We start from the raw sequence: 26,728 nt of genomic DNA, 5'->3' as shown, positions 1-26,728 counted from the left end.
ATCAAAACTCCCGGTCTTGATTGCGATCGTGAGCATATGCCCGCGCGTGTTCCGGTGGCCGCGACGCCGCTTGCGCCACCATTCTGCGTTCTGCTGCCTCCGCTTCATGCGCGCTGAGACCAAGCGAGGGATGTTCTTTGGCAGCCGAAACGACGGCCACTGCCATCGCCGCCCGTACGGCCGGATCCGGTACATCCTTGGCCAATGCCTCGGTACGGCCAGCGGCGATGTCTTTCAACACGTTCGCCCCGTAGCGCTCTTTCATTTCTTCGACGAAATCCCGCGCCTGATCCTCGTTGCGGAAGGAGACGGAACCTTGGTGCGCGTGAACCTTTGCCATTTTGCCCAAAGCCTCGACCATCAGATCAGGTCCTCGCGACACCTCGATGCTGCGGGCGGACTGGATCAGCTCGGCGGCGCGCTCATAGAAGCGATCCAACCGCTCTGCTGCGGCTCCACGGCCCTGCGTGCTGTTCAGGTCATAACCCCGAAACTTTGCGACTTCGGCGATGTCGGATTTCACCCAAGCTTCTTCCTCTCGGGCGTTTGTGGCCCCGGTCTCCAGCCGCTTCTCGAGCTTTCTGGCGTCGATCCCAACCAAGCTCGCTCGCAGCCGCAATTCATCCCGAAGGCTGCTTGCGCTCTCGGTCTGAAGTTCTGTTTCAGAGCCGCGCACAGTCACGGCGTTCGTGCTGATCGCAGTGCTGTAGATTGTCGAACGGGCGGGTGCCTCGGGTTCGGCAACTGCGCGATCCAGCCCAAAGGCTGCCGTCGCCTCTTTGGCGATGCCCTGCATTTCCGCGCGGAGGTCGTCTTGTCGGTCCGAGGGCAATCTGTCGATCTGGGCTGTAGATTGCGCCACCCAAGCCGAGATTGCCCGCGCAGGGTCGGAAGCAAAATCGCTCCGCTGCCGTTCTTCTTCGACATAGGCCGCCACCACCGGGCTTTGCGTCAGATGCTTGGCCAAGGCTTCACTGAGTGGCCCTTCATCAGGAAACTTCGCCAGAACCTCGGCCCCACCATCGCGACCGTAGGAGGTGACGGCCAAAAGCTCGTCGGGCAGAAAGCCGCTAGAGCCTTCGCCGTCGACAAAGCGACCTGTACCAAGCGTGGCCTCTGCATCGGGGATATGCTCGGCCACCACCTTGCGAAACTCCGGGTCGGCGACGAGCCGCTCGGCCAGATAGCGGGTGTTTTCATTGTCCCGGCCAAGGGTCAGGACGAGCTGCGCATCTTCGCCTGCATAGATTGCGGTCTCGGGGCGGGCGAATTCGGGCTGTGGCCGATGTTCAAGGACAAGCCCTTCCGGCCCGCGATCGGGTTCTTCCACCAACGCGCGGTCCACCTCGGCCGCGCGCTTCACGGCCAGATCAAGACCTTCTTCGCCACCCTCGTAGAAATCATGGGCGTAGCGCAGGGCCTCGCGGGAATTTGGAAAGGTGCGCTCCGAGACGGTGAGCTCACTCGCCCCTCCCGGCAGATTTGCCTCGTAGCCCGTGTGAATCCCTCGGTCGGTTGCAACCGCCACGGGCCGCAACTCGACATTTGCATCAGTGGTGACCCAGTCGCCTGCAGCGATGATGGGTGGTCTTTCGGCAAGGGTGTCCTGGGAGGCTGCCACTTCGCGATCCGCCACTTCCTCCCGGGCTTGCACTGCCGCGCGCAATGTCGGCCCGGGTGGGACCGCGTCGCTGTGGTCCGCCCAAATCGCCGCTGCCTTTTCCGGCGCGCGGCGCGCGAAGGCCTCGAGATCATCCCTCAATCCGGTATCCATCCGTTCGGTCACGGCCGGCCCATCCTTGCCCCACTCGACTTTGCCCAACCGTTCCGTCAGCGATGCTTCCATCGCATTCAAAAACCCGGCGCGGAACTCGGCATCCGGCGCATGCGAGTCCGGCAGAGATTTGAAGTACCGCGTCTCGCCTGTCTCATTGGCCCCGTGGATCTCTGTCCGGGCCATGGTGCGCGCGGTGTTGCCATCGATATGCGCGACCGAGGGCCGCTCGGCAGGATCGGCGCGGAAGAAGGCCTCGCCAGCTTGGCGCGAGTCTTCGAATTCTTGCGCCGCCCCTGAAAGGGTCAGCCGGACCGAGAAATATTCCTTGTGTCGCTCGGTTGCAGGACGCTCCAAATCACGGCGCTCTGTTTCTGGGCGGTTCAGCCCTGCATTGCTGTCGTTTTCCATGGGGTACCTGCGGGGCAAAGAGCCGGAAAGAGGGAAGAGGAGGGGGGCGCTGTCGGGTTCCGCGCTGGCGTCAGTCGTCGAGGCCGGGGAAATACATCTCCATGATCCCGCGCTGGTCGCCGATGCGGCCCATCTGCAGGATCACGTCGATCGAGGTTTGCAGGTATCGGATCACTTCGCCAAAACTGAGCTTGGTGCCTTGGGCCATCACCAGAAGCGCCAGCCGGTCCATGGCCTTGCGCGCCGAATGGGCGTGCAACGTGGTGAACGAACCCGAATGCCCGGTGTTGATCGCGTCCAGAAACGTCGCGGCCTCGGCACCGCGCAATTCGCCCAGGATGATCCGGTCAGGTCGCAAACGCAGCGTTGCCTGCAAGAGCTTGTCGGCAGACCGAGGCGAGCCCTCGTCACGCTGCGCGATGAGACTGACGGTATTGGGCTGGCCGGGCAGAAGTTCGAGGGAATCCTCAATCGTGACGATGCGCTCATCGGCCGCGACCATTTCCAAGAGCTTTCGGCCAAGCTCGGTCTTGCCGGTCGAGGTGCCGCCCGAGACGATGACGTTCAGCCGCTCGGAGACCAGCTTGCCCAAGAAAGCCTCGACATCCGCCCCTTCCGATCCGGCGCGGATCTCTGCCACCATCGCGCGGCGCTCCTCTTCCAGGGAGTTTTCCTGTCCTCTCAGGAAGCTGAAGGATTTGGCGACGCGCCGAACATCTCCGTGCTGGGATCGAAACACCCGGATACCGATCACTGTGCCGCCCGAGACGGCAGGGGAGCCCACCACCTGACAGCGCAGCATCAGATCGCGATACCGCACTGCCGCCGAAACCAGCGGTGCGGTTTCCGTGAAGGTGTTCGAGGTCGAGTTTGCGATCTGGGAGGCCAAATCGCGCACAGACCGCGCCGGCAGGGCGGCAAGCCCGCTTGGGGTCATGTGAATCTGCCCCGCACGCTCCAGCCAGATCGACCCGTCGGCATTGATCGCCAGTTCCATGACGGCCGGATCCGACAAGGCGGCGTCGAGCTGCCCGAGATAGGTGTCGAGATAGCTCATCAGTAAAACGCCAGATCCGCATCGACGCGTATCATCACGACCGCGCCCTGGTTGACGCTGATCGTCGGCGGGATGCTGAGATAATCGGCCATCACGGTGTTGACCGCCTCGCCCAAATCGGTGCCGACGTTTTCAGCGGTGTCCGAAGCCACTTCATTGGCCGCGTATTTGTCGGCTGCCAGTGTTGGTACGGCACCGATGAGGGAAATCAGAGCGGCCGTGCCGAACCGCTGAAGGAAGTGGTTTCGGACTGTGCCAGGCAGGCCCGAGCGCCCGATGCGGTCGGTGCCATAGGCGGCAAGGGTGACGGACTGCCCATCGGTGGTGACCAGCCGGTCCCAGGCGATCAGCACGCGCCGCTGTCCTGCATCAACTTCGGAATCGTAGCGCCCGAAGAGACGCGAGCCGCGCGGGATCAGCACGCGGGACATATCAAACGACCAGACATCGTGGCTGACGATGGCAGAGACATTTCCTGCCAGATCCGTGCTGATCGCGGTCTCTAGGGCCGCCTCAATCAGCGTGCCCTGCATGACGGTATGGGCTGGATCGGCGATGACCTCGGCTTGTCGGACTTCAGCCGCCTTTGCCCCCGCCCTGCGGAATGCATCATCGCCGGTGGCGGCCTGTCCCGGCGCACCCGTGGGAGGGGCTGCGGCGCCAGCCTCTCCGCCCATATCCATGCTGAAGCGCAAGGCCACCATATCGGAATGGATCTGCGCCTCGTTCAGCATTTCGGCCTCTTGCCTGCGCCGAGCCAGTTCTTCTTCCCGGGCGCGCGCCGCCTCAGCCTCAGAGTCTCCGTCGATCAGCGCCTTGGTCTCGAGCTCGGTCTGAAGGCGGATGTTTTCGCGCTCGAGATCGGACAGCGCTGCCGCGCGGGCCTTTGCATCGGCATCGAGGGCCGCAACCTGCGCCTTGAGGTCTGCCAGTGCCGCCTCGTCGGTGACGGTCACCGGATTGGCGTTCAGATCGGCGATCTGGGCGTTCAGCGCCTCGATCTCGGCCTGCAGCCGTTCTGCCTCCGAGGTGTCTGGTGCTGCCGGGACAATCTGCGGCTTTGGCCGTGACACGCTGAACCCGTCGGTTCCCGTGCCATCGCCCTGAAAATCGCTGACCGAAGCGGTCTCGATCGCGGGTGCTGGGGCAGGGGCATCGGGTGCGGCCAGCACCAGCCATGCCCCAACGCCGACACCGGCGACGGCTGTCATGGCGGAAAGCGCGTAGGGGTTTATGCCCCGGCGGCGCTTTGGGGCCTCGGAAGGTTTCATGCGCTCCATGCGGGCGGTGAGTTTTTCGGCCTGCGTCTCGTCGCTCATTGGCTGACTCCCGCGTCACCGGTCACGCAAACATATTCATCGCCATAGCGCAGCACCCAACGCTCAGAACGGGTGCTGACGGTGATGGTGGTCCCGCGGACGGAAGAATTAACCGAGTATTCCTGCCCCTTGGCATCGGCCCGGAAGATCGTCGGCATTGGCGCGCCGGGTGTGATCACGAAAGTGGTCTTCCGCCCGTCATCCGAAATCGACACCGGTGCGAATGCGGGCAAGGCGCGGCCCTTTTTCATGATCTTGTAGGTCATGGGCAGGGAGGCGGGGATATCGCTGCCGGCGGTGGCGGCACGCGTGCTGCCCGGCACGGTGAACTTCACCGAATAGTTCGGTTCTCCACGGCCACCTTCGGTGACCTGCAAAAAGTAAATATTGCGCTGCGTCTCGACCGTCAGGTTGGTCGTGGCCCCGGTGACGACGGGCTTGATGATGAAGAGATTGGCGCGCTCCAGCTTGTCGATCTTGAAGCTTTCGAGATCGCCGATGGCAATCGACTGGATCTTCTCGCCTTCACCAAGTTCAACGAGGGTCACATTCCTGAGGCGTGTGTTGATCCGGTAGACCTGCCCCTCTTGATAGGTGGCATAGGTCACGCGGGCATCATGGCTGCCGGGCTTTGGTGCGGTTTCGGCCAAAGCGGGAAGGGCGGTGATCGAGATCAGAAATCCGAGCGCAGGAAGGGTCAGGGGATGGGTCATGTCATTCCTCCGTGGGGGCCAAGGTTTCTGCGGTGATGCGGTAGTCCGTCACCAGAAACCCGGTCGGGTTCTGCCAGACGAGATCGAGCGCGGTTTGCTTCGAGGGCTCAAAGCGATAGGTGACGGTGGCGGTGAACTTGCCGATCCGGTCAGGTACACCTTCGCCATCCGACACCCAGGTCTTGGTGAAACGGACCTGGGCGGTTGTGTCGGTCACCGGCGTGATTGACAGAACATCGATGACCACTTTGGAATTCTGCCCGTAAAGTTTGGGCGGATAGTTGGCGTTGCCTTCCGTCCAAAGGCTCACGAGGCCTTGGCGGGCATTGCCTTCGGACCATGTGTAGGCGCGCAGAATGCGGGACTCATTGTCGTGCTGGTCATAGGTTTCTCGGTCGGTGACATAGGCAAAGAGCAGGCTTTGCCGGATGGCCTCGGCCTGCTCGATCCCGGCCTTTTCGACCGCGACCACGCGTTCGGCGACCCCGGTGTCTTTGTCGACGATGGCGAGAAAGGCCTCGGTTTGCTTCAAGGGGAGCATTGTGACGACAGCGACTATGCCCATCAGGCCGATGGCCAGTCCGCCGCCCGCCACCAGATAGGCGATCCGTTCGCGCTTTTTGACGCCGTAGAACATCTCGGCTTCGAGAAAACTTCTCAATTCAGGGGGTGAACCTGTCATTGTCTTGCTCCGGAAATGGGGATTTGCGCGGTCGGCAGTTGTGCGGCGTGGGCCAGTTCGTCAGCGTCAACTGTCGCGGATGAATTGACCCAAACGCGCCCTTGCGGCTTGGCCGCGCTCAGCATCGGACCGTGCCTGATCGCGCAAATGGTGGTGTTCGGTCTTGCCGTGCATGAAACCCGATCGCACCTCGTTCATTCGGCGCGCCGAATAGTCGGAGGCCTTTTCCAGCGGTTTGCCCGCAACCCGCAGTGCTTGCGGCGCAATGCTCGCGAGGCTGATCTGGCCGGTGATGTGGGTTACGGCATTCGGGATCGCCATCAGGGCGAAGATGCCGACAAACACGATGACAAAGAAGCCGAGGATGGAGCCGAGGTCGGTCACATCCTTTGTCTCGCGGAAAACGTCGTGGGCAACGGTGACGACCGCCACGATGACCCCAGCGGAGGCGACCGGATACATCAGATAACCGATCATGGCCGAGAGCCAGGCCTCGAACATGCCCTTGGTCTTCTCGAAGATCGTGGCACCGATGGCGATCGGAGCGACCCCGAGAAGGAAGGCGATCATCAGCTTCGAGAAGCCGACGATGAACACGTAAACTGCCATCAACACGCCGAGCACCACATAGAGAACAGCGGCCACAAAGCCGCGCATGATCGAGGACATGGCCGAAGACACGGAATCCACGTTTCCGGCCATCATGTTCGCCATGTCATCCATCGCTGCAGTGGCGGATGCACCGACACCGCCACCCCCGAACCGAAAGTATTCCAGTGCAAGAGCACTGAGCCCGTTGCTAGCGGCCTCATAGATCTGGGTGAAGTTGGACCAAGTCAGACCGAACATCAGGACCATCACGATCCGGAACGACAGCTGAACCGCGTCGCGCATGGAAATCCGGTAGACATTCAAGGCCGCGTTGATCCCGACCATGACGAGCAGGAGGGCGAGCAGGGTCGTGTAGATCGGACCGACCGCACCCGCCGTCGCCTCGAAATACTGTCGCCCGGCTGAGGTGATTGCCGCATCCAGCGTTGTCAGGATGGCCGAGACGCTATCCATCAGAAGCTACCGCCACACATGGTTTCTGCGACAGCCGTCAGGGTTGCGGCCTCCTCCGCAATCGCCTTCGTCTGTTGCCAGCTGAGGCGCTGGACGTCGTGATGATCGCGCAATGCAGCCGCGACGGCTTCAACGTCTTCCCAGTTCGCCACTTTGCCTGTGCAGCCGCAATTCTGCGTTTCAATTACGTTGCGCACGCGGACCAGACCATAGATGTCGCGCAGTGCCCGCGCTTCGGGGCCAGACCGCGCCAACGCGTAACCGGCGGGCCAGGAGGCCTCACAGTTGCGGAATTCTTCGTTCACCGCTCCCGGGATCGGTTGGACGGCGTCGGGAATCTCGACCTTGGGCAAAACGTCGAGATAGGCGTCCTCTTCGGAAATGTCTGCCGGGGCAGGGGTTTCGGCCCAAGCTGCGGCCGAGAAAACCGCGATCAGCCAAAGGGCACCGCCCATCGTTCGCACTTTGAAATCATTGGCCATGCTCATTCTCCTCCAAGGACTTTGATGAACTTCTGTTCCTCCGCTGCTGTGGCGGCGTCCATGACGCCAGCTTCGCCCATGCCCATCAGTTGGGCGGATTCCATGTTCCAGATATTGGCGAGCGCGATCGACAGCTCCGCCGTTACACGGGTGTTCAGATCGATGGCCTCCTTCAGCCCTTCGGTGTCTGGAATTTCCTGAACAAGCTCGTGGACTCGCTCGAGGCTTTCCGAGGCCTTGACCGAAGAGGTCTCTGCTGCGGCCGAGAGGAAAGCGGCGGTGTTGGCTTGCGTACCAATCCGGGCTGCCCCTTCATCTTCACTGTTCGCAAGGCTGTCGACTGTGGCCACGTCGAGCCCCGCAGAGGCGAAGAACTCAGAGACATACTGGGCGGCGGGCTTGTCGCCGACCTTGCCCGAGGTGGTCATCAGAGAATACTTGCCATCTTTTGCCGAGATCAGGCCACCGGTCAGATCAGCAACGTCGGGCAAGATGTCGTCAAAGAAGGTATCCGGGTCTGGAATGCCCAAGGCCTCCAGTGTCAGCCCGTTTCGCAAGGCGTCCAGCTGCGCCTTCAGCGTCGCGATCTGTTCGATCTGCTTCAGGATCTGCTCATCGAGTTTGAGGTTCGACGCGATCATCTCCTTCACCTGCAGCTTGGCCTCGGTCAGCACCTCGCCGATCTTGGCGATGCTGGTGAGGTCAACGGTCGGCACGCCCTGCGCGAGGGCAGGGGAGAGCATCGCGGCAGAAATCAGAAGGGGGCCAAGACCCCGGACAAGATTGCGGATCATTCGGAACCACCCTTCACTTTGATGAATGTTGCGTCGATGGCATAGGCCTGCAGCCACAGGGCGTAGCGGGCCTGATCGACTTTCACGCGGGCTGCCTTAACCCGCTCGACCATCAGCCCGATGCGGACGGCTTCCGCCCGGGCATAACTGTTGAGGTCCAGCGCCTCTTTGGTCGATTTGGTTGTCGGGATGCGCTCGATAATGGCGCGCAGCCGCTTCAGCGATGCCTCAATCTCGAGCGACGCGGCCATCCCATAGTGGAGGCCTGCGTCTGATGTGTTGCTGGCCTCGGCGATCGCCATATCGCGGGGATCGAAGGTGCCGACTTGATCCACGCCGGTGATCTTGCCCGCATAGGCGTTGAAGAACCCGGTGATGCGAACGACGTAATTCTGCGTCTCTTCAAAGGGCGGGATACCGCCATACTTGGTGACGTTGCCGGGTCCGGCATTGTACGCCGCCAAGGCCAGCGGCACAGAACCGAAGGTGTTGAGTTGGGTCAGGAAATACCGCGCGCCGCCATCGAGCTGCAGCATCGGGTCATCGTAATAGGCAGGGTAAATGCCAAGACCTTTCGCGGTGTCCGGCATCACCTGCGTCAGGCCAAAGGCCCCAACAGGACTGCGCGCCCCGATTGAAAACCCGGATTCTTGTTTCACAAGGCTTTGGAACCAGATGCGGAACTCGACCGGGTTCAAACCGGCGCGGGCAAGGCCCGGGTGACCGGCGTATTTCTGCGCCGTGGCCACGATCATCTCTTCGATGCTGGTCTTGGCATCGCCAAAAAGACGGTCGGCATAGGGATTGTTGTCCTCGACGGCATAGAGAACTTCCGCCTCAGCCCCGGGGATCACTTCGAGATCGCCGATCCACGGCGTTTGGCCCGTCATCATCGCCAGCGTGGCATCCAGCGCGTCAAGCTGGTCCTGATGCAACTCATTAATGCGACGCTTCTTGTCGGCCTCAAGTTCGCGCCCACCGGTCAAATAGGACATCTGAGCGATTTCCAGGCCGTGTTGGATGATCGACTTCGGGTCGACAATCGGCACGCCTTGCGCCGTCGCAGGCCAAGGCAGGACCGCCGCGCCCAAGGCCAATGCCCCGATCATGCCAAGAGGTTTATTCGCAGGGAATGACATCGAGAACCGAGGTGTTGCCGCGTGAGACAAGGCCCGCATCCGGGCTTGCACCCATGGTGGAAGTGGTCACATTGGACCCAGCGGTGGCCCAGCAATTGGTCTTGGCAATCGGCACGCCGGTGCAGCCAGCGAGGGGCAAGAACCCGAGTCCGATAATCAAGGTTATGTAATATATTGATTTCATTGGACTATCATTCCTTCCAAAATTTGGGCCGCGTGGCATAGTCGGCGCCAAAGGCATTGAGCCCAGCCTGACCACCGCCAAGGGCTGTCAACAGCGGACCCAGGGCTTTGAGATCGACGTTCAGCACTGTGGAGCTGCGCGGTGTGCGCGACAGAACCATGCGCTGGCCCGGGATCGGGCTCAGGACAAAGTCCAACTCGCCATCGGTCAACCGGAAACCGTCATAGTCAGCACTTGCAGCTTCGCCGTTCGGGAACAGGAGCTGGTTTGGCAGTGCCTCAAGGATCGAGCGGGCTTTTGAGCCCCGGATCTGGTTTGGAAACTGGGTCATCATCACCACGACGACGTTTTTCTTGCGCGCGGTCACCAACCATTCGGCGAGCTTCTTGGCGAAGTATTCGTCGTCGAGGACCTTCCATGCCTCGTCGATCAGAATGAGCGTCGGGCGCTTTTCTTCGATCAGCATCTCGATACGGCGGAAGAGATAGCCGAGGATCGCGGTGCGTTCGGTGCCGAGGTCGAGAATTTCTGTCAGATCCACGGCCGTCACATCATGGCTGGTGAAATCCACCACCGGCTCTTCGGCCTCGCCGAACACCCAGCCGTAGCGCCCTTCCGGCCCCCATTCGCTGATCCGCTGCGCGAGATCGAGCCCATCGCCGACATCACCGAAAAGCTCCTGAAACGCGCGGAAGTTCCGCAACCCTTCGCGGGCTTTGCCATTCTGAGAAATGGCGGATTTGAGGGCCTCAGACTGCATCGGTGTCATCGGCCCGCTGCGCTGTTCGAGAAGGGCCACCAGCCAATCCAGAAACCACGCCTCTCCGCGTTCGCCGGATTCTGTGGCAAGCGGATTCAGCCCGGTCGGCCGTCCGGCACGGATTTCTGCATAGCGGCCACCAAGGGCACGGACCGCCATTTTGAGCCCCGCTTCCTTGTCAAAGATGATCGTACGGCCCCCTACCCTTTGAGCCTGGGCCGCGAGGAAGGCGACAGTGGTGGTCTTACCACCGCCGGACTTGCCCAAGACGAGCGTATGGCCGTTGGTCGGCTCAGCTTTCGGGTCGCCGGGTTCATGGAAACTGAACCGATGCAGACTGCCCTGCAAAGTTTGAAACAACGTCAGCGGCGTTTGCCATGGCAGGCGCGCGGCTTCCGTCCCGGTATCTGCGGCATGTAGTGCTGCCATATCGGCGAAGTTCAAGGACGAGACCGTCATGTCCCGCGCCCGGTAGTCCATGTTGCCGGGGTGCATGGCGAAGAAGGCGGCCTCGAGCGCTGTGACTTCGCGAACCAACCGCATGCCGTTTTGATGCGCGATTCCGCGGATGCGGGCGACTTCGGTATCCAGTGCCGCCTGATCACTGGCAAAGACCGTGATGGTCATCTGATGGATACCAAAGCCGAGCTCGCCGCTTTCGGATTTGTCAGCAGCCTCAAAAAGTTGGGCCTCGATCGTCGCAGCGATGTCTTCGGAAGCCCGCATTTGCGCCACGCGGCGTTTCACGCGTTCGGTGATGCTGCCTCGCTCAATCGGCGTGTAGCTGTGGGTGATAATGGTATTGCGGGAGGCCCCGAGTGCATCCAGCATGCCGGGCCAGGTCGAGGTCGCATAGGATTTGACATAGAGAACAGCACCGACGCGCGGCGTATCTGCCCCCTCCTCCACCGCGAACTGACCTTTGCCGAAGCGAATGGCGGCATCGCTGGCATCTTCGGCGATGATGCCAAAGGGACTGCGTGGTTTGCTGCGCAACTCGCCGGTCAGGAGCGAGGCGTAAAAGCCGATCAGGCTGCCATCGCTGATCTTGAGCCGATGGGATTTGACGCCAAGTCCGGTCTCGAGGATCGAAACCACCTCGCGCAACTCTTCCAAGCGCCGGTCGGTATCCTCGCCCCAGACCTTTGCCGCCGCTTTGCCAAAGAGCGGGACAGCCAGCGGAGCAACTTGCCGCCGGACGACCGTGAGGATCAGCACGGATTCCTGCAGGTTGCGGCGCTGCAGTTCCGTGTTCCATGCCCGGTCGATATCGGCTGCAAAGCTTTGGCCGTGGATCGGTTTCAGCTGAGCTTGGGCCGGGCGCATCATCCGGTGCAGATAGAAGCTGAAACGTTCATCCAACGTGTCGAGCAGATGCGCGAACCCCGCCCGAAGGGCGGTGACCGCCGAAGACCCGGATGTGATCCCGTCAATGCCGGTCACTTCGAGCGAGATCATCAGCCCGTTGTCGCGGGTGCGCACCACCTCGTCATCAAGCTCAATGACATAAGGCAGATGCGCATAGATCTTCGGATCCGCCGGGATCAGCGCCCGCGCCCTGCCCCGCAGGCCTTCTCTCTCAAGAAACATGACGCCGCCCTTTCCGCAGGATGGCCATCGGCGTCACCTGCATCATAACGGCAAAGACGTGATGCCCATTCGGGTTCAGCTTCGTCGCAAAGCGGGCAAGCCCGTACCAGATCGGTGCGGTCAAGAACCACCAAACCGGCTTGAACAAGATGAAGGGCAGCACGGTCATCGCTCCCACTGCCATGGCATAGGGCATCGGCAGGCCAAGAAACTTGGCTTGCCGCGAGAGCCCGAGGATGACCGCGCTTTTCTCCATGGGTCTGGTCTCGCCTCAGCTGAAGGACGAGCGCAGGTTGGCGACAATGGCGGGGCCGGCAAAAACAAGGAAGGCACCTACCACAACCAATGCCACCCAGGCCCAGGAAATCCGGTTGAAGGCCGCGAGGAAGCCGGTCACCACGAAGGCGATGCCGAAGAAGGCTGTCGCGAGGGTGCCCCGGAAGGAGGCCAGAACGCCGGTGGCCACGGTTTCGGCCTTGGTGAAGACCACCTGCGCGAGTGCTGGCTCGGCTTGCGCCAGAAAAAGGGTGCAAAGGGTCAGGCCCAGAAGAGCCACGTTTTGGTTGCGCATTGGGTGAGTTGTCCTTCTTGGTTCAGAGCTCGGTGAGGATGCGGTCATAGACCGCCATCACCTTGACGATGTGGGATTGTGTCTCGGCGTAGGGTGGCACGCCGTCGTATTTGCGCACGGCCTCGGGGCCGGCGTTGTAGGCGGCAAGGGCAAGCTCTAGGCTGCCGAAGGCGGCCATTTGTTCCAGAAGATAGCGTGCGCCGCCGTCGAGGTTTTCGATGGGGTCCGAGGGGTCAACGTTGAGATAATCAGCCGTGCCGGGCATCAGTTGCGCGAGGCCAAGCGCACCGGCATGGCTGACAGCCTCTTGTGTGTAATTGCTCTCGACCTTGATCATTGCCTGAAAGAATGCGGCCCATTCAGCGGGCGAAAGCTCCAGTTGCGCCAAGGCCGGATGGTCTTGATAGCGGGTCGCAATCAGCCGGACCTGTGGCAAGACATCCCTTGGGGCTGCAACCCCTTTGGTGCTGAAGGAGACATCAGCGGCGACTTCTGCCCCCTCCCCTTCCCGCGTCTCTTCTTCAACTGGTTCAGGGTGAATAGGAACGATGAGCTGCCCCTGACCGTCATAGCGCAGGACGGATGAATCAAGTGCTGCAAGGTGGACTTCTCCGCCCTGCCCTTCCGGATCATTCCAGCGGATCACTTCCGCCTGGGCGGCTCCGCATGCCAGTGCAGACAGCGCCAGCGACAGCAGGCACGTCGAGATGGTCGAGGTTGAGCTTGCCGAAGGCGAGCCCGAACATACCGATCGGGGAATTGACGATACGTTCCCGCGCAAGCGCCGTGACCAGAAGGAAGCGTTCGCCCGCGGGGCTGACAACGTAGAACAGCCATTCCCCCGAGAACCGTTCGTCGGGGTTGGGCGCACTGACACACTCGATCTCAACAGTCGCTCCTTCGGATGCGGCCAGCTTGCGGAAGTCACGCTCCAGCAAGACAGGCAATGCGCGCCGTTTGGTATTCATGGGGTCCCCTCGGATCATCTGTTGGGAACGTTGTATCGCAGATTTCTTTGTGAGGCGATGCCTAACAGAAAGTATGGCGCATTCAACACAAAAATGACAAACACAATAGAAGAAGGGCGTATGCCCGAACCTGCGGTTGAACCGGACGGCGTGTCATGAAGGCAGCTGCACCGGTCGGTCCTCGAGAAAATGGAGCCACGTAATGAGACGCAGACGTTGAGAAAAGACCAAGAAATATTGGCATTTTTGCGGGTTCACGGATCGGTTCAATCGGCCGGATTAGCACTTCAGATGCGCAGACGAGAGCTGAATTTGGCCGCGATCATTGTGTTCATGTTTATGAACTCCGCAGCCATTGCACAACCAGAGGTGATTCGTTGCCTGCCGCCCGAAGTGCCGGTCACCGACCTCCCCGAGGCGGTTCTCGCCGAGTACCGCGCAGAGATCGCGGCCGAGTTCGAAGCCTATTTTGCGGCCGTCAGCACCCACATCGCCTGCCTCGACACAGAGCGCAATCGCGCCCTGTCGGAAGCCCACAGGGCAACCGAGGCCTATTCAACCTTCCTCAACATCCAGCCAGCTCAGAAGGACCTCCCGTGAAACCTCTCCTCCCTGCCCTCCTCCTGGGTGTCGGTCTCTCAACCGTAACCGTCACTCCGGCAATGGCTTACCCAGTCGACTGCGCGATCCTTCTTTGCCTCGCAGGGGGCTGGCCGGCCTCGGCAGAATGCGCGCATGCCCGTGCAGTCTTCATCCGCCGCATCACGCCGTGGCCGATTGAGCCGCCGCTGCAGATCTGGAACTGCCCGATGCGGGTGAGTTTCCGGGGCGAGGCGAAACCGATAGAGCGCCTGTTCGACATCGCGCTCCGCGGTGAGCCTGTGCCGCTCGTCTCGGTCCCGGAAACGCCCTTCGCATTTCAGCTTGTCCAAGATCGGGCGGATGTCGACATATCGGACCCGGCGTTTGACTTCGTCCGCTCGATCCGCGTGTTCGAGATCACTTACCAGCAGCGGCGCAGCTCTGATGGCGACTGTAACAGTTGGGGCAGTGTCTACATGGGCAGCTACGGCGATCAAGGCGAATACAGCCGCCGTCGGAGCAGCGTTTCTGCGGTGCCGACCGCCTCAGACTTCGCCGTGCCGACCGACTGTCGCAGCTATTGGCACCGGTCGGTCTTCGTCGAGTGGCGCGACTATGAAGGCAGCTACGGACACGAAGAAGTTCACTACTGAGAACCTGAACGACTACCCCCTCCGAAACGATCTAAAGACGTAACCCCTAGAAACAGAAACGACGCCAGACCATAGGCCCGACGCCGCACTGATTTCCTCGTGGTAGTGGGACTTTAGCGCGAGCTTTGGGTCCGTTCAACCGGCAAATACCTTTGCCGGAACGAAATTTTGCACGCCTCGCGGTCTGATGTCGCCCCAAGACGGAACGACACATCATGGAACTCACCACGGGCGCTATCTTGCGCCGCATCACGGAAACCCCATTATCCACGGCGGCCCATAAGCTCGCGACGATCATCCTCGACGGGATTGCCTGGAAAGATGGGTACAACGGGCTCGAGCGCGGGACTGCCGCTTTCACGCTGGCTCATCTTGCGGAAAAAATGAGGGTGTCGCGGCAACATCTGACGGTGCTTTTGGTCGAGCTCGCAGCCTCTGGCCTGGCGCTGGTCCGGTGGAAGACGAACGGCAAGTTCGCGCCTTGGCTTTTCCGGTTCGCGGGGAGCAGCGATGTCGATGCGTTGCCAGATGTCGTGTCAGCCCCAGGCGACACATCACAATCTAGAGAGTCTAAGAACAAAACTATCTTTGCAGGAAAGATCGAGATCGGCGTAGGAACGAACGTCTATCGAACACCCTGGGCAGCCTTGATCAAGGCTGCGAAGACATCGCTGGCCTGCTGGAACGTCGACACGCAGGTCATCTGGGAACGTTTCCTGACCTTCAACCGGTCGCGCGGCAATGCCCATGTCCCGGCTGGCTACTTGCTCGGCTTCATGCGGCGCTGGCGGACCAGTTCGTCAAGCCGGGCTCCAACGGTTTTTTCTGAGCCGAAGCTGCTGGCCAACCAAGATCCCAAAACGCTTGAGCTCCATCAGCAGATTCGGGCTGCTCCGAGCGCCAACCGACAGTTTCACGAATCGGATTTGTGCAGCCTGATTGGCCAAACCGCCTACGATGCTCGTGTCCTAGATGTCGTGCGACAGTTTGGCTGTCCAAGGTTCGCTGCAATCCTCGCCGTGCACGGACGCGCCGTTTTGGCAGGAGAAATCTCCCGATGAGATGGCTTGACGCGGAAGAGAGACCTCGGAATTGCTTGCTCCAATCAGTTTTGCTGGGGTTTTTCCGACTACTTTCAGGCCAGGGATTGACCCATTGGCTTTACGACTGCACCACCCTTGGCAATGTCTTCTGCCTTCGCCAGCCCGCGCCCCTTGATCAGTGCGTAGACAGCCGGAATCACGACCAATGTCAGGATGGTGGACGACACCATGCCGCCAATCATCGGCACGGCGATGCGGCTCATGACCTCGGATCCAGTGCCATGCGCCCAGAGGATCGGCATTAGACCCGCCATGATTGCGACGACAGTCATCATCTTGGGCCGGACCCGTTCGACAGCGCCGACCATGATGGCGGCATCGAGATCGGCGCGGGTGAATGGGCGGCCTGCGCGGGCAACCTCGGCCCGGCGTTCGGCCAGTGCGTGGTCGAGGTAGATCAGCATGATCACCCCAGTTTCTGCCGCTACGCCTGCCAGCGCAATGAACCCGACGGCGACTGCCACGGAGGTGTTGAACCCCATCCACCACATCAGCCAGACCCCGCCGACCAGCGCGAAGGGCAGCGACAGCATGACGATCAGGGTTTCGGTCAGGCGGCGGAAGTTCAGAAAAAGAAGCAGGAAGATCACCGCCAGCGTGATCGGCACGACGATCGCCAGCCGGGCCTTGGCACGTTCGAGGTATTCGAACTGACCGCTCCAGCCCAGCGAATAGCCGGGCGGCAGGATCACTTCGCCAGCCACTGCCGCTTGTGCCTCGGCGACATAGCCGCCCAGATCGCGGCCCGCGATGTCCACGAAGATGTAGACAGCAAGCTGACCGTTCTCAGTGCGGATCGACGTCGCACCCCGTGTACGCTCGACAGCGGCGACCTCGCCCAAGGGGACAGTGCCACCACCCGGAAGCGCGACCTGAACCTCTTGCGCGATGGCATCGGGATCCTGTCGCAGCGCTGCGGGATAGCGCAGTGCTACGTTGTAGCGTTCGCGCCCCTCGACGGTCTGGGTGATCGCCTCGGCCCCAAGCGCCATGGCGATTACTTCCTGCACGTCCTGAATCGACAGGCCGTAACGCGCCAGCCGTTCGCGGTCTGGGACAATGTCGAGGTAATAGCCGCCGATCACCCGCTCGGCATAGGCGCTGGTGGTGCCGGGAACATTGCGCAACACCGCCTCGACCTGTCGCGCGACGGCCTCCATTTCTGTTAGGTCGGTGCCGAACACCTTTACCCCCACCGGCGTGCGGATGCCGGTCGCCAGCATGTCAATGCGCGCCCGGATCGGCTGGGTCCAGGCGTTCGAGACGCCGGGGAATTGCAGCGCGGCGTCCATTTCCAACCGGAGGCTTTCCATCGTGACGCCCTCGCGCCACTCATCCTTCGGCTTCAGCTGAATGATCGTCTCGAACATTTCGGTCGGGGCCGGGTCGGTTGCCGTTAGCGCACGTCCCGCCTTGCCGAAGACAGTCTCGACTTCCGGGAAGCTGCGGATGATGCGGTCCTGCATCTGCATCAGTTCCGCGGCCTTGGTGACCGAGAGGCCCGGCAGGGTGGTGGGCATGTACATCATCGTGCCCTCGTCCAGCGCAGGCATGAACTCGGACCCCAATTGGCGCGCGGGCCAGATCGTGGCGACCAGTGCGACCAGCGCCAAGAGTATGGTGAACACCCGCGCCCGCAGCACCCATTGGATGACGGGGCGATAGAGTGCGATCAGGACCCGGTTCACCGGGTTCCTGTGTTCGGGCACAATCCGCCCGCGCACGAAGATCACCATCAGCGCGGGCACCAGCGTCACCGACAAGAGTGCTGCTGCCGCCATGGCGAAAGTTTTGGTTGCAGCCAAGGGGCCGAACAGGCGGCCCTCTTGCCCTGCCAGCGCGAAGATCGGCAGGAAGGAGACGGTGATGATCAGTAGGCTGAAGAACAGAGCGGGGCCGACCTCGGATGCGGCTTCAATCAGCACCTCAACCCGTGGCTTGCCGGGTTCTGACCTCTCCAGATGCTTGTGGGCGTTCTCGATCATCACGATGGCGGCGTCGATCATGGCACCGATGGCGATGGCGATACCGCCAAGGCTCATGATGTTGGCCCCGATTCCAAGCGCGCGCATGGCTGTGAAGGCCATCAGAAGACCCACGGGCAGCATGATAATCGCCACCAACGATGACCGAACGTGTAGCAGGAACACGAAGGTGACCAGGGCTACGACGATACTTTCTTCAAGCAGGGTCGTCCGCAGGGTCTCGATGGCCGACAGGATCAGGTCGGACCGGTCATAGACCGTGACGATCTCCACCCCCTCGGGCAGGCTTCGCGCGATGGTCTCGATCTCGACCTTGGCGTTATCGATCACGTCGAGTGCATTGGCCCCCACTCGTTGTAGCACGATGCCGCTGGCGACCTCTCCCTCGCCATCAAGCTCTGCGATGCCCCGACGCTCATCGGGCACGATCTCGACCCGCGCTACGTCGCGCAGCAGAACCGGCACGCCCCCCTCAGCACGGATCGGGACCATTTCCAGATCGGCTATGCCGTCCAGATAGCCGCGCCCGCGCACCATGAACTCGAATTCCGACAGCTCGACCGTGCGCCCGCCGGTGTCCATGTTGCTGGCCGCAACTGCCTCACCGATCTCGGACAGGGTGATGCCAAGCGCCCGCATCCGCACCGGATCGACGGTGATCGAGTATTGTTTCACAAACCCGCCGACGCTGGCGACTTCCGACACGCCGTCGGCACCGCTGATGGCAAAACGCATTACCCAATCTTGCAAGGACCGCAGCTCGGCCAGGCTCAGGTTCTCGCCCTTCAGCGCGTATTGATAGACCCAGCCCACGCCCGTCGCATCTGGCCCAAGCGCGGGCGTCACTCCATCCGGCAAACGTGCTGCGGCGGCGTTGAGGTATTCCAGCACGCGCGAGCGGGCCCAGTAGGGGTCCACGCCATCTTCGAAGATGATGTAGACGAAAGAGATGCCGAAGAACGAGAACCCGCGCACCACGCGTGACTGTGGCACGGTCAGCATGGCCGAAGTGAGGGGATAGGTCACCTGATCTTCGACCACCTGCGGCGCTTGCCCAGGATATTCGGTCAGCACGATCACCTGCACATCCGACAGATCGGGGATGGCGTCGATCGGCAGTGTGCGCAGGGACCAAAGGCCCGCAGCCACGGTAAAGACGGTGGCAAAGAGCACAAGCAGCACGTTGCGGGCCGACCATTCGATAATGCGGGCGATCATGGGTTGGCCTCCGGGGTGGATCCGGGCGCTGCAAGGGCAGCCAAAGCCGCATTGAGGTTGCTTTCGGCGTCGATCAAGAAGGTGGCAGAGCTGACCACTATGTCGCCCGCGCCCACGCCGCTGACGATCTCGATCATGCCGTCGCCCTTGCGCCCCACGGTCACAGGTTCGGGCCGGAACCGCCCTTCACCCAGATCAAGGATCACCACCTGCCTGTCGCCGGTGTCGATCACAGCACCCTCTGGTACCTGCACCACGGGTGCACCGCCGAGCATGATTTCGACCTCGGCGAACATGTTGGCGCGTAGGCGCCCGTCCGGGTTCGGCAATTCAATCCGCAGCTTTCCAGTGCGGGTCATCATATCGATCTCGGGGTAAATGGTGTCGATACGGCCCGGAATCGGGCCATCCGTGAGGCCACGAAAGCTCACCCGAACCTCTGTTCCTACTGCAATCTCCATCAGCGCCGCTTCAGGCACTTCGGCGATGACCCAGACGGTCGAGGTGTCAGCGATGCGGAACAGGGTATCGCCCGCTTCCGACATCATGCCTTCGACCGCCATCCGCTCCAGCACCACGCCGCTGCGCGGGGCCATGATCGGAATACTCACTGTCGTCTGGCCCTCGGTCGCGATGCGGTCGATCACCTCTCCCGGCACGCCGAGGTTTTCCAATCGTTGCCGCGCGCCCTCCCTCAACCGCCCTTCCGACCGCACGTCGGTCAGGAACTGTGCAAGAGCGGCAGCGATCTCGGGTGAATAAAGCGTCACGAGCGGTGCGCCTTCGGCGATCGTGCTGCCCGTGGTCACATCGGCAACGGTTTCTATGAAGGCGTCGGCGCGCAACGAAATTACGCTGATCCGGCGTTCGTCCAGTTCCACGATGCCCGGCGCCCGTAATGTGGCCGCCAGAGGTGCCAACACTGCTTCGGCCGTCCGCACCCCGGTGCGCTGCAACTTGCCAGGGCTGACAGTGACCGAGCCGTCATCACTGTTTTCACCGTCATAGACGGGGATGTAATCCATCCCCATTGAGTCCTGCTTCGGCACTGGCGAGGTGTCTGGCAGGCCCATCGGGTTGCGGTAGTAGAGGATGGTCCGCTCACCTGTTTCAGCCATTGCCATTTCTGAACTGGGCTCGGGCGCAGGGCCCAGCGAGAGATCCTCGCTGGCGAGAACAGGCAGGAAGGCGCGCCCATCTGCCGTTTGCCGCTCGGATACCGACCATTCGGGCAACCCATCCGGGTGCCTCCAGTAGATCACCGGGCCGGTCGGCTCTGCTTCAGGGGCGTCAGCACCCGGCATGGCGACTGCGTCATTGCCCATCAAGACGGCAAGCTGCATCTCAGCCATGCCTATCAGGCTGGCCACGGTGATTCCCTTTTCGCCTGCGGTCAGCCCGATCCATCCGGCACTGCCTGCAACAAGGACTGCGGCAGTCAGCTTGCCAACCGCGCTCATGGCTCGGCTCGCAATTCCAGTTCTGCCTTCACGGTTTCCGGTTCACCCTGCACCTTGGCCGCCACCGAAAACCGCCATCCGCCCGCCATGGTGAGATCCGTGCTGAACAAGTAAGTGCCCGGACCTTCGGCCGGCAATGCGGTGACGGGTGAGGTCATCATCTCCATCCCGTCGGGGGCCATGTCCATGCGCGTGGCATAGATAACCGCGCCCTCGACCGGCTGGCCGGTGCGAAGATCGGTCAGACGAAGTTCAATCGTCACCCCAGATCCGACTCGATGGTCGGTCGAGACGACTTCGAAACGGTAGTCGTCGGCACCTGCCCAGAGGGCAGATGCGCCGATGAGAAGTGCCAGAACGGAGCCGCAAATGCGGCGGAACATGCTTGTCATGAGGAAGACCCTTTGATTGCAACGATCGCGCACCCGCGAAGCCAACTGGCGCAGGTGCAAACGGCATCATCCGCGCGCTGACGCACGCGGCAGGGTCAAATGCGGGGAGGTCGCCTCAAGCCATCCGGCGGAAGCCCGGATGGAGGATGCCGGTCAGGAAGCATCAGGACAGCAGCAGATGCCTCCTCGGTAACGGACAGCCCTGGGACTTGTACCAGAGCGAGCATTGTCATTCCGCCACGCGCCATCATTTCGCAGGCGACGCCGCATGCCGTGTCCTCAGGGCAATCGCCTTCGCAGCACGGGTCGGCAGCTGCCGCAATCTCCGCTGCAAGTCCGGCCGATACCTCACTGACTGCGGCCCCGAACAGGGACACAGCCAAAAGCACCGCAAGAAATGATCGGACAATCCACGACATTCGACGTGCATGACATGAGGAGACAATTTCGACAACGCACAAACGGTTGACCGAGTGTTGTTGTTGATCAAGCCGCCCGGGGCGCAAGAAGGATGATTGCTGCGCCGAGCAAGCAAATCGCAGCACCCGTCATGTCCCAAGCATCCGGACGCTGCTTCTCGACAAGCCAAAGCCAGACGAGAGAGGCAGCGATGTAGACACCGCCATAGGCCGCATAAGCGCGCCCCGCGAAATCGGCCGGGGCAAACGTGAGAAGCCAGGCGAACACGGCGAGGCTAACCAGGCCAGGCAGCAGCCAGAGCGGGCTTGCGCCTTGCCGCATCCAGGCCCAGACGGCAAAGCAGCCGAGGATTTCGGCCAGGGCCGCTCCGGCATAGATGGCGAGTGTGCCGGGCGCGGTCATGACGGCACCTCGCTTTCTGGGTAGCGGTGATCTGTCGCGCACAGGGAATGGTCTCCCAGCACCTCTATGACCCGGCAGTCGGCGATCTTCCCGCCTGCGCATTGCACGACCATGCGTTCGAGTTCGGCCTTCAGCGCGGTCAGGCGGGCAAGGCGGCTTTCAATTTCGGCCAGTTGCGCCCTTGCGATGGCATCTGCGGCGGCACACGACTGGTCGGGTCTGTCCGACAAGCTGAGGAGATCGCGGATCGCTTCCAGCGTGAAACCCAGATCGCGCGCATGCCGGATGAACGCCAGACGCTCCATCGCCTTGCGGCCATAGAGCCGCTGGTTGCCCGCGCTGCGTTCCGCCTCGGGCAAAAGGCCGATCTGTTCGTAATAGCGGATCGTCGGAACCTTCACCCCGGCTGCCTCGCCCAGTTTTCCGATGGTCAGCATCAGATTCCCCTTGAAGCTATAGTTGCTAGAGACATTAGGTTCTTGATTCGATGAAAGCAACTGCCCGCCCTGCGGCAGGAGGAATGACAATGTCGGAAGCTGCACGCGAAACGTACTGCGACTGGACCGTGACGGGCATGGACTGCGGGTCCTGCGCGACCAAGATCAGGGATGCGGTGGCGCGTCTTCCGGGGGTAAGCGGCGTCGAGGTCGGGATCATGACGGAGCGCCTGCGGCTGACCCTGGACGAGACGCAGACCAAGCGGGACAAGATCGAGAAGACCGTCCGTGCGCTTGGCTATCAGATTGCGCCACGCGCGGCTGGGGCGAAGAAGGACTTCGTTCTGCCCGGTGCCCACGATGGGCATGACGATGACCATGCGGCACATGAGGGCCACGATCACGCCGGGCACGACCACGGCCCGAAGGCGGCCGCCGCAAAGCGCGACGACAGCGGTCACGGCAGCCCCGGCCATGTCCATGATGACCCCGCCGACCGGGGCAAGCGCTGGTATCAGACGGCCAAGGGCAAGCTGGTCATCTTCACCGCGCTGTTGCTCGGTGCGGCCTGGATCATCGAGTATCTTGCGCCCGAGATCGGCAAATGGGCCTTTGTCGCCGCCTGTCTGATCGGCGTGGCCCCAGTGGCGCAGCGTGCCTTCTCCGCCTTGCGCATGGGTCAGCCCTTCACCATCGAAAGCCTGATGACCATCGCGGCCATCGGCGCGCTGTTCATCAACGCGGCGGAAGAAGCGGCGCTGGTCGTTTTCCTGTTCGCCGTAGGCGAGGTGCTCGAAGGCGTGGCCGCTGGCAAGGCGCGAGACGGCATCAGGGCCTTGGCGAACCTTGTCCCGAAAACGGCACAACTGGTCACCGGCGACACCACGCGTGAGGTGCCCGCCGCAAGCCTGACCATCGGCCAGACCGTGCTTGTTCGCCCCGGCGACCGGATTCCGGCCGATGGCGAGATCCTGGATGGCACCTCGGGCGTGGACGAAAGCCCGGTCACCGGCGAAAGCGTCCCCAAAACGCGCGGGCCGGGGGATGCGGTCTTTGCAGGCGCAATCAACACTGAGGCCGCGCTGCGGGTGAAGGTCACCAAGGGCGCGGAAGACAACACCATCGCCCGCATCATCCGCTTGGTCGAAGAGGCCGAGGAGGCGCGCGCGCCGACCGAACGCTTCATAGACCGTTTCAGCCGCTGGTATATGCCCGCAATCGTCGCCGTTGCGGCGCTGGTCGTGGTGGTACCGCCGCTGGCATTCGGTCAACCCTGGGACACCTGGGTGTATCGCGGCCTTGCCTTGCTCCTGATCGGCTGCCCTTGCGCGCTGGTCATTTCGGTCCCCGCCTCCATTGCCTCCGCCATGTCCACCGGGGCGCGGCGTGGGCTGTTGATGAAGGGCGGCGCAGTGATCGAGGCGGCGGCGAAGGTGGAGGTCGTGACCTTCGACAAGACCGGAACGCTGACGCATGGCCGCCCGCAGGTGACGGATGTGGTGCCGTTCGGGGCAACGACCGAGGCCGAGCTTCTTGCCGTTGCTGCGGGCGTCGAAACAGGGTCGAGCCACCCGCTGGCGATTGCGATCCTGAACAAGGCCAAGGACGCGGGCGTTTCCGCGCTGCCGTCGCAGGATGCCAAGGCCCTGATGGGCAAAGGCGTTGTTGCAACCGTGGGCGGCGCGGTGGCCTATGTATCCTCGCCCCGTTATGCGATGGAGCATGGCGGGCTCGATGGCATCGGTCTTCGGCAGGCCACGATTTTTGAGGAGGACGGAAAGACCGCCGTCGCCGTGTTCCGCGAAAAGAACCCGCTGGGCCTTATCGCCATGCGAGACGAGCCGCGTGCGGATGCCAAAGACGCGGTGCGCCAGTTGACGGCCATGGGAGTGACATCGGTGATCCTGACCGGGGACAACCCGCGCACGGCCGCCGCGATTGCCGGAAGTCTTGGGCTGAAGTTCGAGGCCGACATGCTGCCCGAGGACAAGCTCGCCTATATCCGCGAGATCGGTACCCAAGGCAGCGTGATGATGATCGGCGACGGCATCAACGACGCCCCCGCGCTCAAACAGGCAAGCGTTGGCGTGGCGATGGGCTCGGGAACTGATGTGGCGCTGGAAACGGCCGATGCGGCCATTCTTCGTGACCGAGTGACCGACATTCCCGCCACGATCCGTCTGTCGCGCGCTGCGATGGCCAACATCCGCCAGAACGTGACCATCGCGCTCGGGCTGAAAGCCGTCTTCCTCGTGACCTCGGTATTCGGTCTGACCGGTCTCTGGATCGCGATCCTGGCTGACACCGGAGCGACTGTGCTGGTGACGCTGAACGCGCTGCGCCTGCTGCGGTTCAATCCGGAACGGGAGGCGTAGGACGATGATCTCCGGTTTCGGCTGGGCCGCACTGGCCCTTCTCTTCGGCTATCTGGCCCTGTTCTTTTGGGGCAGCGCGCTGGCCGCGAAAGCGGCGGGTCGGCCTGTATGGCTGTTCGCCCGCGCCACGGGGCGCGATCGGCTGGCGGCAATCGGGTTTCGCGTGGCCTTTGCCTTGGCGTTCTTCGGGCCGCTCCTCTGGCTCGCCGTGCCTATCCTGCACAAGATCGATCCGCTTTGGACCGAGGGGCGCGGCGTCCTCCTTGGTCTGATCGGGGTCTTTGTCGCGGGGCTTGGCGCGATGGTGGCCTTTGCCGCGCAGATGTCGATGGGATCATCCTGGCGCGTCGGCTTGGTGGGCGGCGAGACGGGCGATCTGGTTTCGGGCGGGCTTTACCGTTTCAGTCGCAACCCAACCTTTGTGGGTCAAGCGGCGCTGCTGGTGGGTGTTGCGATGGCGGTTCCGGCAATCCCTACGGTCCTGGCCCCGCTCCTGTTCCTCTGGTCGGCCAGCACGCAAGTCAGGTCGGAAGAGGCCGCCCTGCGCGCGGCGATCGGGCCGGACTATGATCGTTACGCCGCGTCGGTCCCACGCTGGATCGGCATCAAGAGCAAGGCCGTAGAATGACCAGGGTGATGCTGACTTCGCTGATTGCTGCCGCAGTGGTGGCAGACCAGTTGACCAAGACCGCAGCGCTGTCGCTGCTGTCGCAGGGGACTGCGGTCCCGGTCCTGCCGGGCCTCAACCTTTCCCTCGGGTTCAATACCGGCGCGAGCTTTGGCATGATGGGCGGGTTCATGGCGGGTAAGCCCCTTCTGATGGCTGCGCTGACGGGCGCACTGACCATCGCCTTCGCCGTCATGGCATTCCGGGCGCAACCTGCTTTGGAAAGGGCAGGCTTTGCACTGGTCGTGGGCGGGGCGCTTGGCAACATCATCGACCGGCTTCGGCAGGGTGCCGTGACTGATTTCCTTGATTTCTATTGGCGTGACTGGCACTGGCCCACGTTCAACGTCGCCGATATTGCGATCACTCTCGGCACGGTCCTGATCCTTGCCGCCTCGCTTCCCCTTCGTCGCCGCAAGGAGCCGGTTCTTGACCAAAGCTGACCCGCAGAGCCTGTCGCGTGACGACCTTTCCTTGACCGTCGCTTTCCTGATCGCACTGGCGGCCACGCTTGGTGCGCTCTTCATCGGAGAGGTGCTTGGTCAGATGCCCTGCACGCTCTGCTGGTATCAGCGTATCGCCATGTTCCCCTTGGTGCCGATCCTTGGCCTGTCGCTCTGGCGGGGAGACGGGATGGCGCGCACCTATGGCTTGCCGTTGGCTTTCGCCGGGCTCGCACTTGCGGCATGGCATTCGGGCCTGTACGCAGGGATCCTGCCCGCACCGATCGTGCCATGCACTGAAAATGGCCCCTCCTGCACCGGTGAGGCGCAGATGATCCTTGGCCTGCCGATCCCCTATCTCTCAGCGGTCGCCTTTGCGGCGATCCTTGCCTGTCTCATCCTGCCGAAAGGACACCGCACATGAACCGCCGCACCCTTATCCTTGGAGCCTCCGCACTTGGTGTTGCTGCCTTCGCGGGTGGCGCCTTCGTGCTGAAACAGCGCCGCGACGCCGAGGCAGAAGCGGCGGCCGCCGCCACGCCAACCGAGGATCAGGCCCTCTTGGTCCGTGACTACTCCCCTAGCTTCGGCCCCGCCGATGCCGCCGTCACACTGGTTGAATTCTTCGATCCCTCCTGCGAGGCCTGCCGTGCATACCACCCCGTGGTGCAGGAAATCCGGCGGCAGTTCCCGACGCAGGTCCGGGTGGTGCTGCGCTACACCGTTTTCCATGAAGGCTCGGACGAGGCAGTGCGCATCCTCGAGGCTGCGCGGATGCAAGACAAGTTCGAGCCGGTGCTGGATGCGCTGCTGGAACAGCAACCAGGCTGGGCTGTCCATGGCTCGCCCGAGATGGATGTCGCCTGGGAGATTGCCGGGGCTGCAGGCCTCGATCTTGAAAAGGCCGAGACGGACCAGTTCTTCCCGGGCATCACTGGTATCCTGAATCAGGATGCGGCCGACGTGGAAGCCTTGGCTATCCGCCAAACGCCAACCTTCTTCCTTAATGGCAAACGGCTGGAGAATTTCAGCGCCGACAGCCTCATCGCCGATGTGCGGTTTGCGGTCGAGAATAGCTGAAG

Annotated in this window: 28 protein-coding genes; 8 read left to right on the top strand and 20 right to left on the bottom strand. The window is 62.2% G+C overall.

The window, feature by feature from the left end:
- Position 1 precedes the first annotated feature (1 nt).
- The 15 genes from HYN69_RS19565 to HYN69_RS19495 form a co-directional block, all read right to left on the bottom strand.
- Positions 2 to 2,185, bottom strand: coding sequence for a hypothetical protein (locus HYN69_RS19565; protein ID WP_108437584.1), 2,184 nt, complete (start codon positions 2,183 to 2,185; stop codon positions 2 to 4).
- Between the two features lie 70 nt (positions 2,186 to 2,255).
- Positions 2,256 to 3,242: an ATPase, T2SS/T4P/T4SS family gene (locus HYN69_RS19560; RefSeq protein WP_108437583.1), complete on the bottom strand. Its 987-nt coding sequence runs from the start codon at positions 3,240 to 3,242 to the stop codon at positions 2,256 to 2,258.
- A complete protein-coding gene (locus HYN69_RS19555; RefSeq protein ID WP_108437582.1) occupies positions 3,242 to 4,561 on the bottom strand; it encodes a TrbI/VirB10 family protein in 1,320 nt (439 codons plus the stop codon). The genes HYN69_RS19560 and HYN69_RS19555 overlap by 1 nt, the downstream gene beginning before the upstream one ends.
- Entirely contained in the window at positions 4,558 to 5,274 is a 717-nt protein-coding gene (locus tag HYN69_RS19550; protein ID WP_108437581.1) for a TrbG/VirB9 family P-type conjugative transfer protein, read from the bottom strand. The genes HYN69_RS19555 and HYN69_RS19550 overlap by 4 nt, the downstream gene beginning before the upstream one ends.
- Position 5,275: 1 nt before the next feature.
- Positions 5,276 to 5,956, bottom strand: a complete 681-nt coding sequence (locus tag HYN69_RS19545; RefSeq protein WP_108437580.1) for a virB8 family protein — start codon at positions 5,954 to 5,956, stop codon at positions 5,276 to 5,278.
- Between the two features lie 66 nt (positions 5,957 to 6,022).
- A complete protein-coding gene (locus tag HYN69_RS19540; RefSeq protein WP_108437579.1) occupies positions 6,023 to 7,021 on the bottom strand; it encodes a type IV secretion system protein in 999 nt (332 codons plus the stop codon).
- The gene (locus HYN69_RS19535; RefSeq protein ID WP_108437578.1) at positions 7,021 to 7,503 is read right to left on the bottom strand and encodes a hypothetical protein; all 483 of its coding nucleotides are present in this window, start codon (positions 7,501 to 7,503) and stop codon (positions 7,021 to 7,023) included. Before HYN69_RS19535 ends, HYN69_RS19540 begins: the two co-directional genes overlap by 1 nt.
- 2 nt (positions 7,504 to 7,505) lie before the next feature.
- Entirely contained in the window at positions 7,506 to 8,297 is a 792-nt protein-coding gene (locus HYN69_RS19530; RefSeq protein WP_108437577.1) for a type IV secretion system protein, read from the bottom strand.
- The gene (locus tag HYN69_RS19525; protein WP_159082588.1) at positions 8,294 to 9,406 is read right to left on the bottom strand and encodes a lytic transglycosylase domain-containing protein; all 1,113 of its coding nucleotides are present in this window, start codon (positions 9,404 to 9,406) and stop codon (positions 8,294 to 8,296) included. Before HYN69_RS19525 ends, HYN69_RS19530 begins: the two co-directional genes overlap by 4 nt.
- Before the next feature lie 10 nt (positions 9,407 to 9,416).
- Complete coding sequence (locus HYN69_RS21270) at positions 9,417 to 9,596, bottom strand: hypothetical protein (protein ID WP_216824711.1); 180 nt, start codon at positions 9,594 to 9,596, stop codon at positions 9,417 to 9,419.
- Positions 9,597 to 9,627: 31 nt separating this feature from the next.
- Positions 9,628 to 11,970, bottom strand: coding sequence for a VirB4 family type IV secretion/conjugal transfer ATPase (locus HYN69_RS19520; RefSeq protein ID WP_108437575.1), 2,343 nt, complete (start codon positions 11,968 to 11,970; stop codon positions 9,628 to 9,630).
- Positions 11,960 to 12,226 carry a VirB3 family type IV secretion system protein gene (locus HYN69_RS19515; protein WP_008030690.1) on the bottom strand — a complete coding sequence of 89 codons (267 nt, stop codon included), beginning with the start codon at positions 12,224 to 12,226 and terminating at the stop codon, positions 11,960 to 11,962. Before HYN69_RS19515 ends, HYN69_RS19520 begins: the two co-directional genes overlap by 11 nt.
- 15 nt (positions 12,227 to 12,241) lie before the next feature.
- On the bottom strand, positions 12,242 to 12,541 hold the full coding sequence (locus HYN69_RS19510) for a TrbC/VirB2 family protein (protein ID WP_159082587.1): 300 nt from the start codon (positions 12,539 to 12,541) through the stop codon (positions 12,242 to 12,244).
- Positions 12,542 to 12,563: 22 nt separating this feature from the next.
- Positions 12,564 to 13,187: a lytic transglycosylase domain-containing protein gene (locus HYN69_RS21605; RefSeq protein WP_226341211.1), complete on the bottom strand. Its 624-nt coding sequence runs from the start codon at positions 13,185 to 13,187 to the stop codon at positions 12,564 to 12,566.
- Positions 13,171 to 13,509, bottom strand: a complete 339-nt coding sequence (locus HYN69_RS19495; protein ID WP_151720041.1) for a hypothetical protein — start codon at positions 13,507 to 13,509, stop codon at positions 13,171 to 13,173. Before HYN69_RS19495 ends, HYN69_RS21605 begins: the two co-directional genes overlap by 17 nt.
- 189 nt (positions 13,510 to 13,698) lie before the next feature.
- On the opposite strand from HYN69_RS19495, the gene HYN69_RS19490 reads away from it, so the two are divergent.
- The 3 genes from HYN69_RS19490 to HYN69_RS19480 all read left to right on the top strand — a co-directional run bounded on the left by HYN69_RS19490 (position 13,699) and on the right by HYN69_RS19480 (position 15,805).
- Entirely contained in the window at positions 13,699 to 14,109 is a 411-nt protein-coding gene (locus tag HYN69_RS19490) for a hypothetical protein (RefSeq protein WP_108437571.1), read from the top strand.
- Positions 14,106 to 14,744 (top strand): hypothetical protein, encoded by a 639-nt coding sequence (locus HYN69_RS19485; RefSeq protein WP_226341210.1) that lies wholly within the window; start codon positions 14,106 to 14,108, stop codon positions 14,742 to 14,744. The genes HYN69_RS19490 and HYN69_RS19485 overlap by 4 nt, the downstream gene beginning before the upstream one ends.
- Positions 14,745 to 14,959: 215 nt before the next feature.
- Positions 14,960 to 15,805, top strand: a complete 846-nt coding sequence (locus HYN69_RS19480) for a hypothetical protein (RefSeq protein WP_108437570.1) — start codon at positions 14,960 to 14,962, stop codon at positions 15,803 to 15,805.
- Positions 15,806 to 15,879: 74 nt separating this feature from the next.
- Here HYN69_RS19480 and HYN69_RS19475 read toward each other — a convergent pair whose 3' ends face one another.
- The 5 genes from HYN69_RS19475 to HYN69_RS19455 all read right to left on the bottom strand — a co-directional run bounded on the left by HYN69_RS19475 (position 15,880) and on the right by HYN69_RS19455 (position 22,161).
- Entirely contained in the window at positions 15,880 to 19,050 is a 3,171-nt protein-coding gene (locus HYN69_RS19475) for an efflux RND transporter permease subunit (protein WP_108437569.1), read from the bottom strand.
- Positions 19,047 to 20,510 carry an efflux RND transporter periplasmic adaptor subunit gene (locus HYN69_RS19470; protein WP_108437568.1) on the bottom strand — a complete coding sequence of 488 codons (1,464 nt, stop codon included), beginning with the start codon at positions 20,508 to 20,510 and terminating at the stop codon, positions 19,047 to 19,049. The genes HYN69_RS19475 and HYN69_RS19470 overlap by 4 nt, the downstream gene beginning before the upstream one ends.
- Positions 20,507 to 20,902 (bottom strand): FixH family protein, encoded by a 396-nt coding sequence (locus HYN69_RS19465; RefSeq protein WP_108437567.1) that lies wholly within the window; start codon positions 20,900 to 20,902, stop codon positions 20,507 to 20,509. Before HYN69_RS19465 ends, HYN69_RS19470 begins: the two co-directional genes overlap by 4 nt.
- Positions 20,903 to 21,388: 486 nt before the next feature.
- Entirely contained in the window at positions 21,389 to 21,724 is a 336-nt protein-coding gene (locus HYN69_RS19460; RefSeq protein WP_108437566.1) for a YnfA family protein, read from the bottom strand.
- Positions 21,721 to 22,161 carry a MerR family transcriptional regulator gene (locus tag HYN69_RS19455; RefSeq protein WP_108437565.1) on the bottom strand — a complete coding sequence of 147 codons (441 nt, stop codon included), beginning with the start codon at positions 22,159 to 22,161 and terminating at the stop codon, positions 21,721 to 21,723. Before HYN69_RS19455 ends, HYN69_RS19460 begins: the two co-directional genes overlap by 4 nt.
- A gap of 89 nt (positions 22,162 to 22,250) precedes the next feature.
- On the opposite strand from HYN69_RS19455, the gene HYN69_RS19450 reads away from it, so the two are divergent.
- From HYN69_RS19450 to HYN69_RS19430, 5 genes are read left to right on the top strand one after another with little or no spacing between them, the layout of a single operon-like run.
- A complete protein-coding gene (locus tag HYN69_RS19450; RefSeq protein ID WP_404811434.1) occupies positions 22,251 to 24,536 on the top strand; it encodes a heavy metal translocating P-type ATPase in 2,286 nt (761 codons plus the stop codon).
- Positions 24,537 to 24,540: 4 nt separating this feature from the next.
- Positions 24,541 to 25,164 carry a methyltransferase family protein gene (locus HYN69_RS19445; protein WP_108437563.1) on the top strand — a complete coding sequence of 208 codons (624 nt, stop codon included), beginning with the start codon at positions 24,541 to 24,543 and terminating at the stop codon, positions 25,162 to 25,164.
- Positions 25,161 to 25,646, top strand: coding sequence for a signal peptidase II (gene lspA / locus HYN69_RS19440; protein ID WP_108437562.1), 486 nt, complete (start codon positions 25,161 to 25,163; stop codon positions 25,644 to 25,646). The genes HYN69_RS19445 and lspA overlap by 4 nt, the downstream gene beginning before the upstream one ends.
- Positions 25,633 to 26,070, top strand: a complete 438-nt coding sequence (locus tag HYN69_RS19435) for a disulfide bond formation protein B (protein ID WP_108437561.1) — start codon at positions 25,633 to 25,635, stop codon at positions 26,068 to 26,070. Before lspA ends, HYN69_RS19435 begins: the two co-directional genes overlap by 14 nt.
- Positions 26,067 to 26,726 (top strand): DsbA family protein, encoded by a 660-nt coding sequence (locus HYN69_RS19430; protein ID WP_108437560.1) that lies wholly within the window; start codon positions 26,067 to 26,069, stop codon positions 26,724 to 26,726. Before HYN69_RS19435 ends, HYN69_RS19430 begins: the two co-directional genes overlap by 4 nt.
- Positions 26,727 to 26,728: the final 2 nt, after the last annotated feature.

The sequence above is a fragment of the Gemmobacter aquarius genome, from assembly GCF_003060865.1.
Lineage (GTDB): Bacteria > Pseudomonadota > Alphaproteobacteria > Rhodobacterales > Rhodobacteraceae > Paragemmobacter > Paragemmobacter aquarius.
The sequence above is the reverse complement of the archived record's forward strand: the minus strand, read 5'-3'. Positions and strand labels throughout refer to the sequence as shown.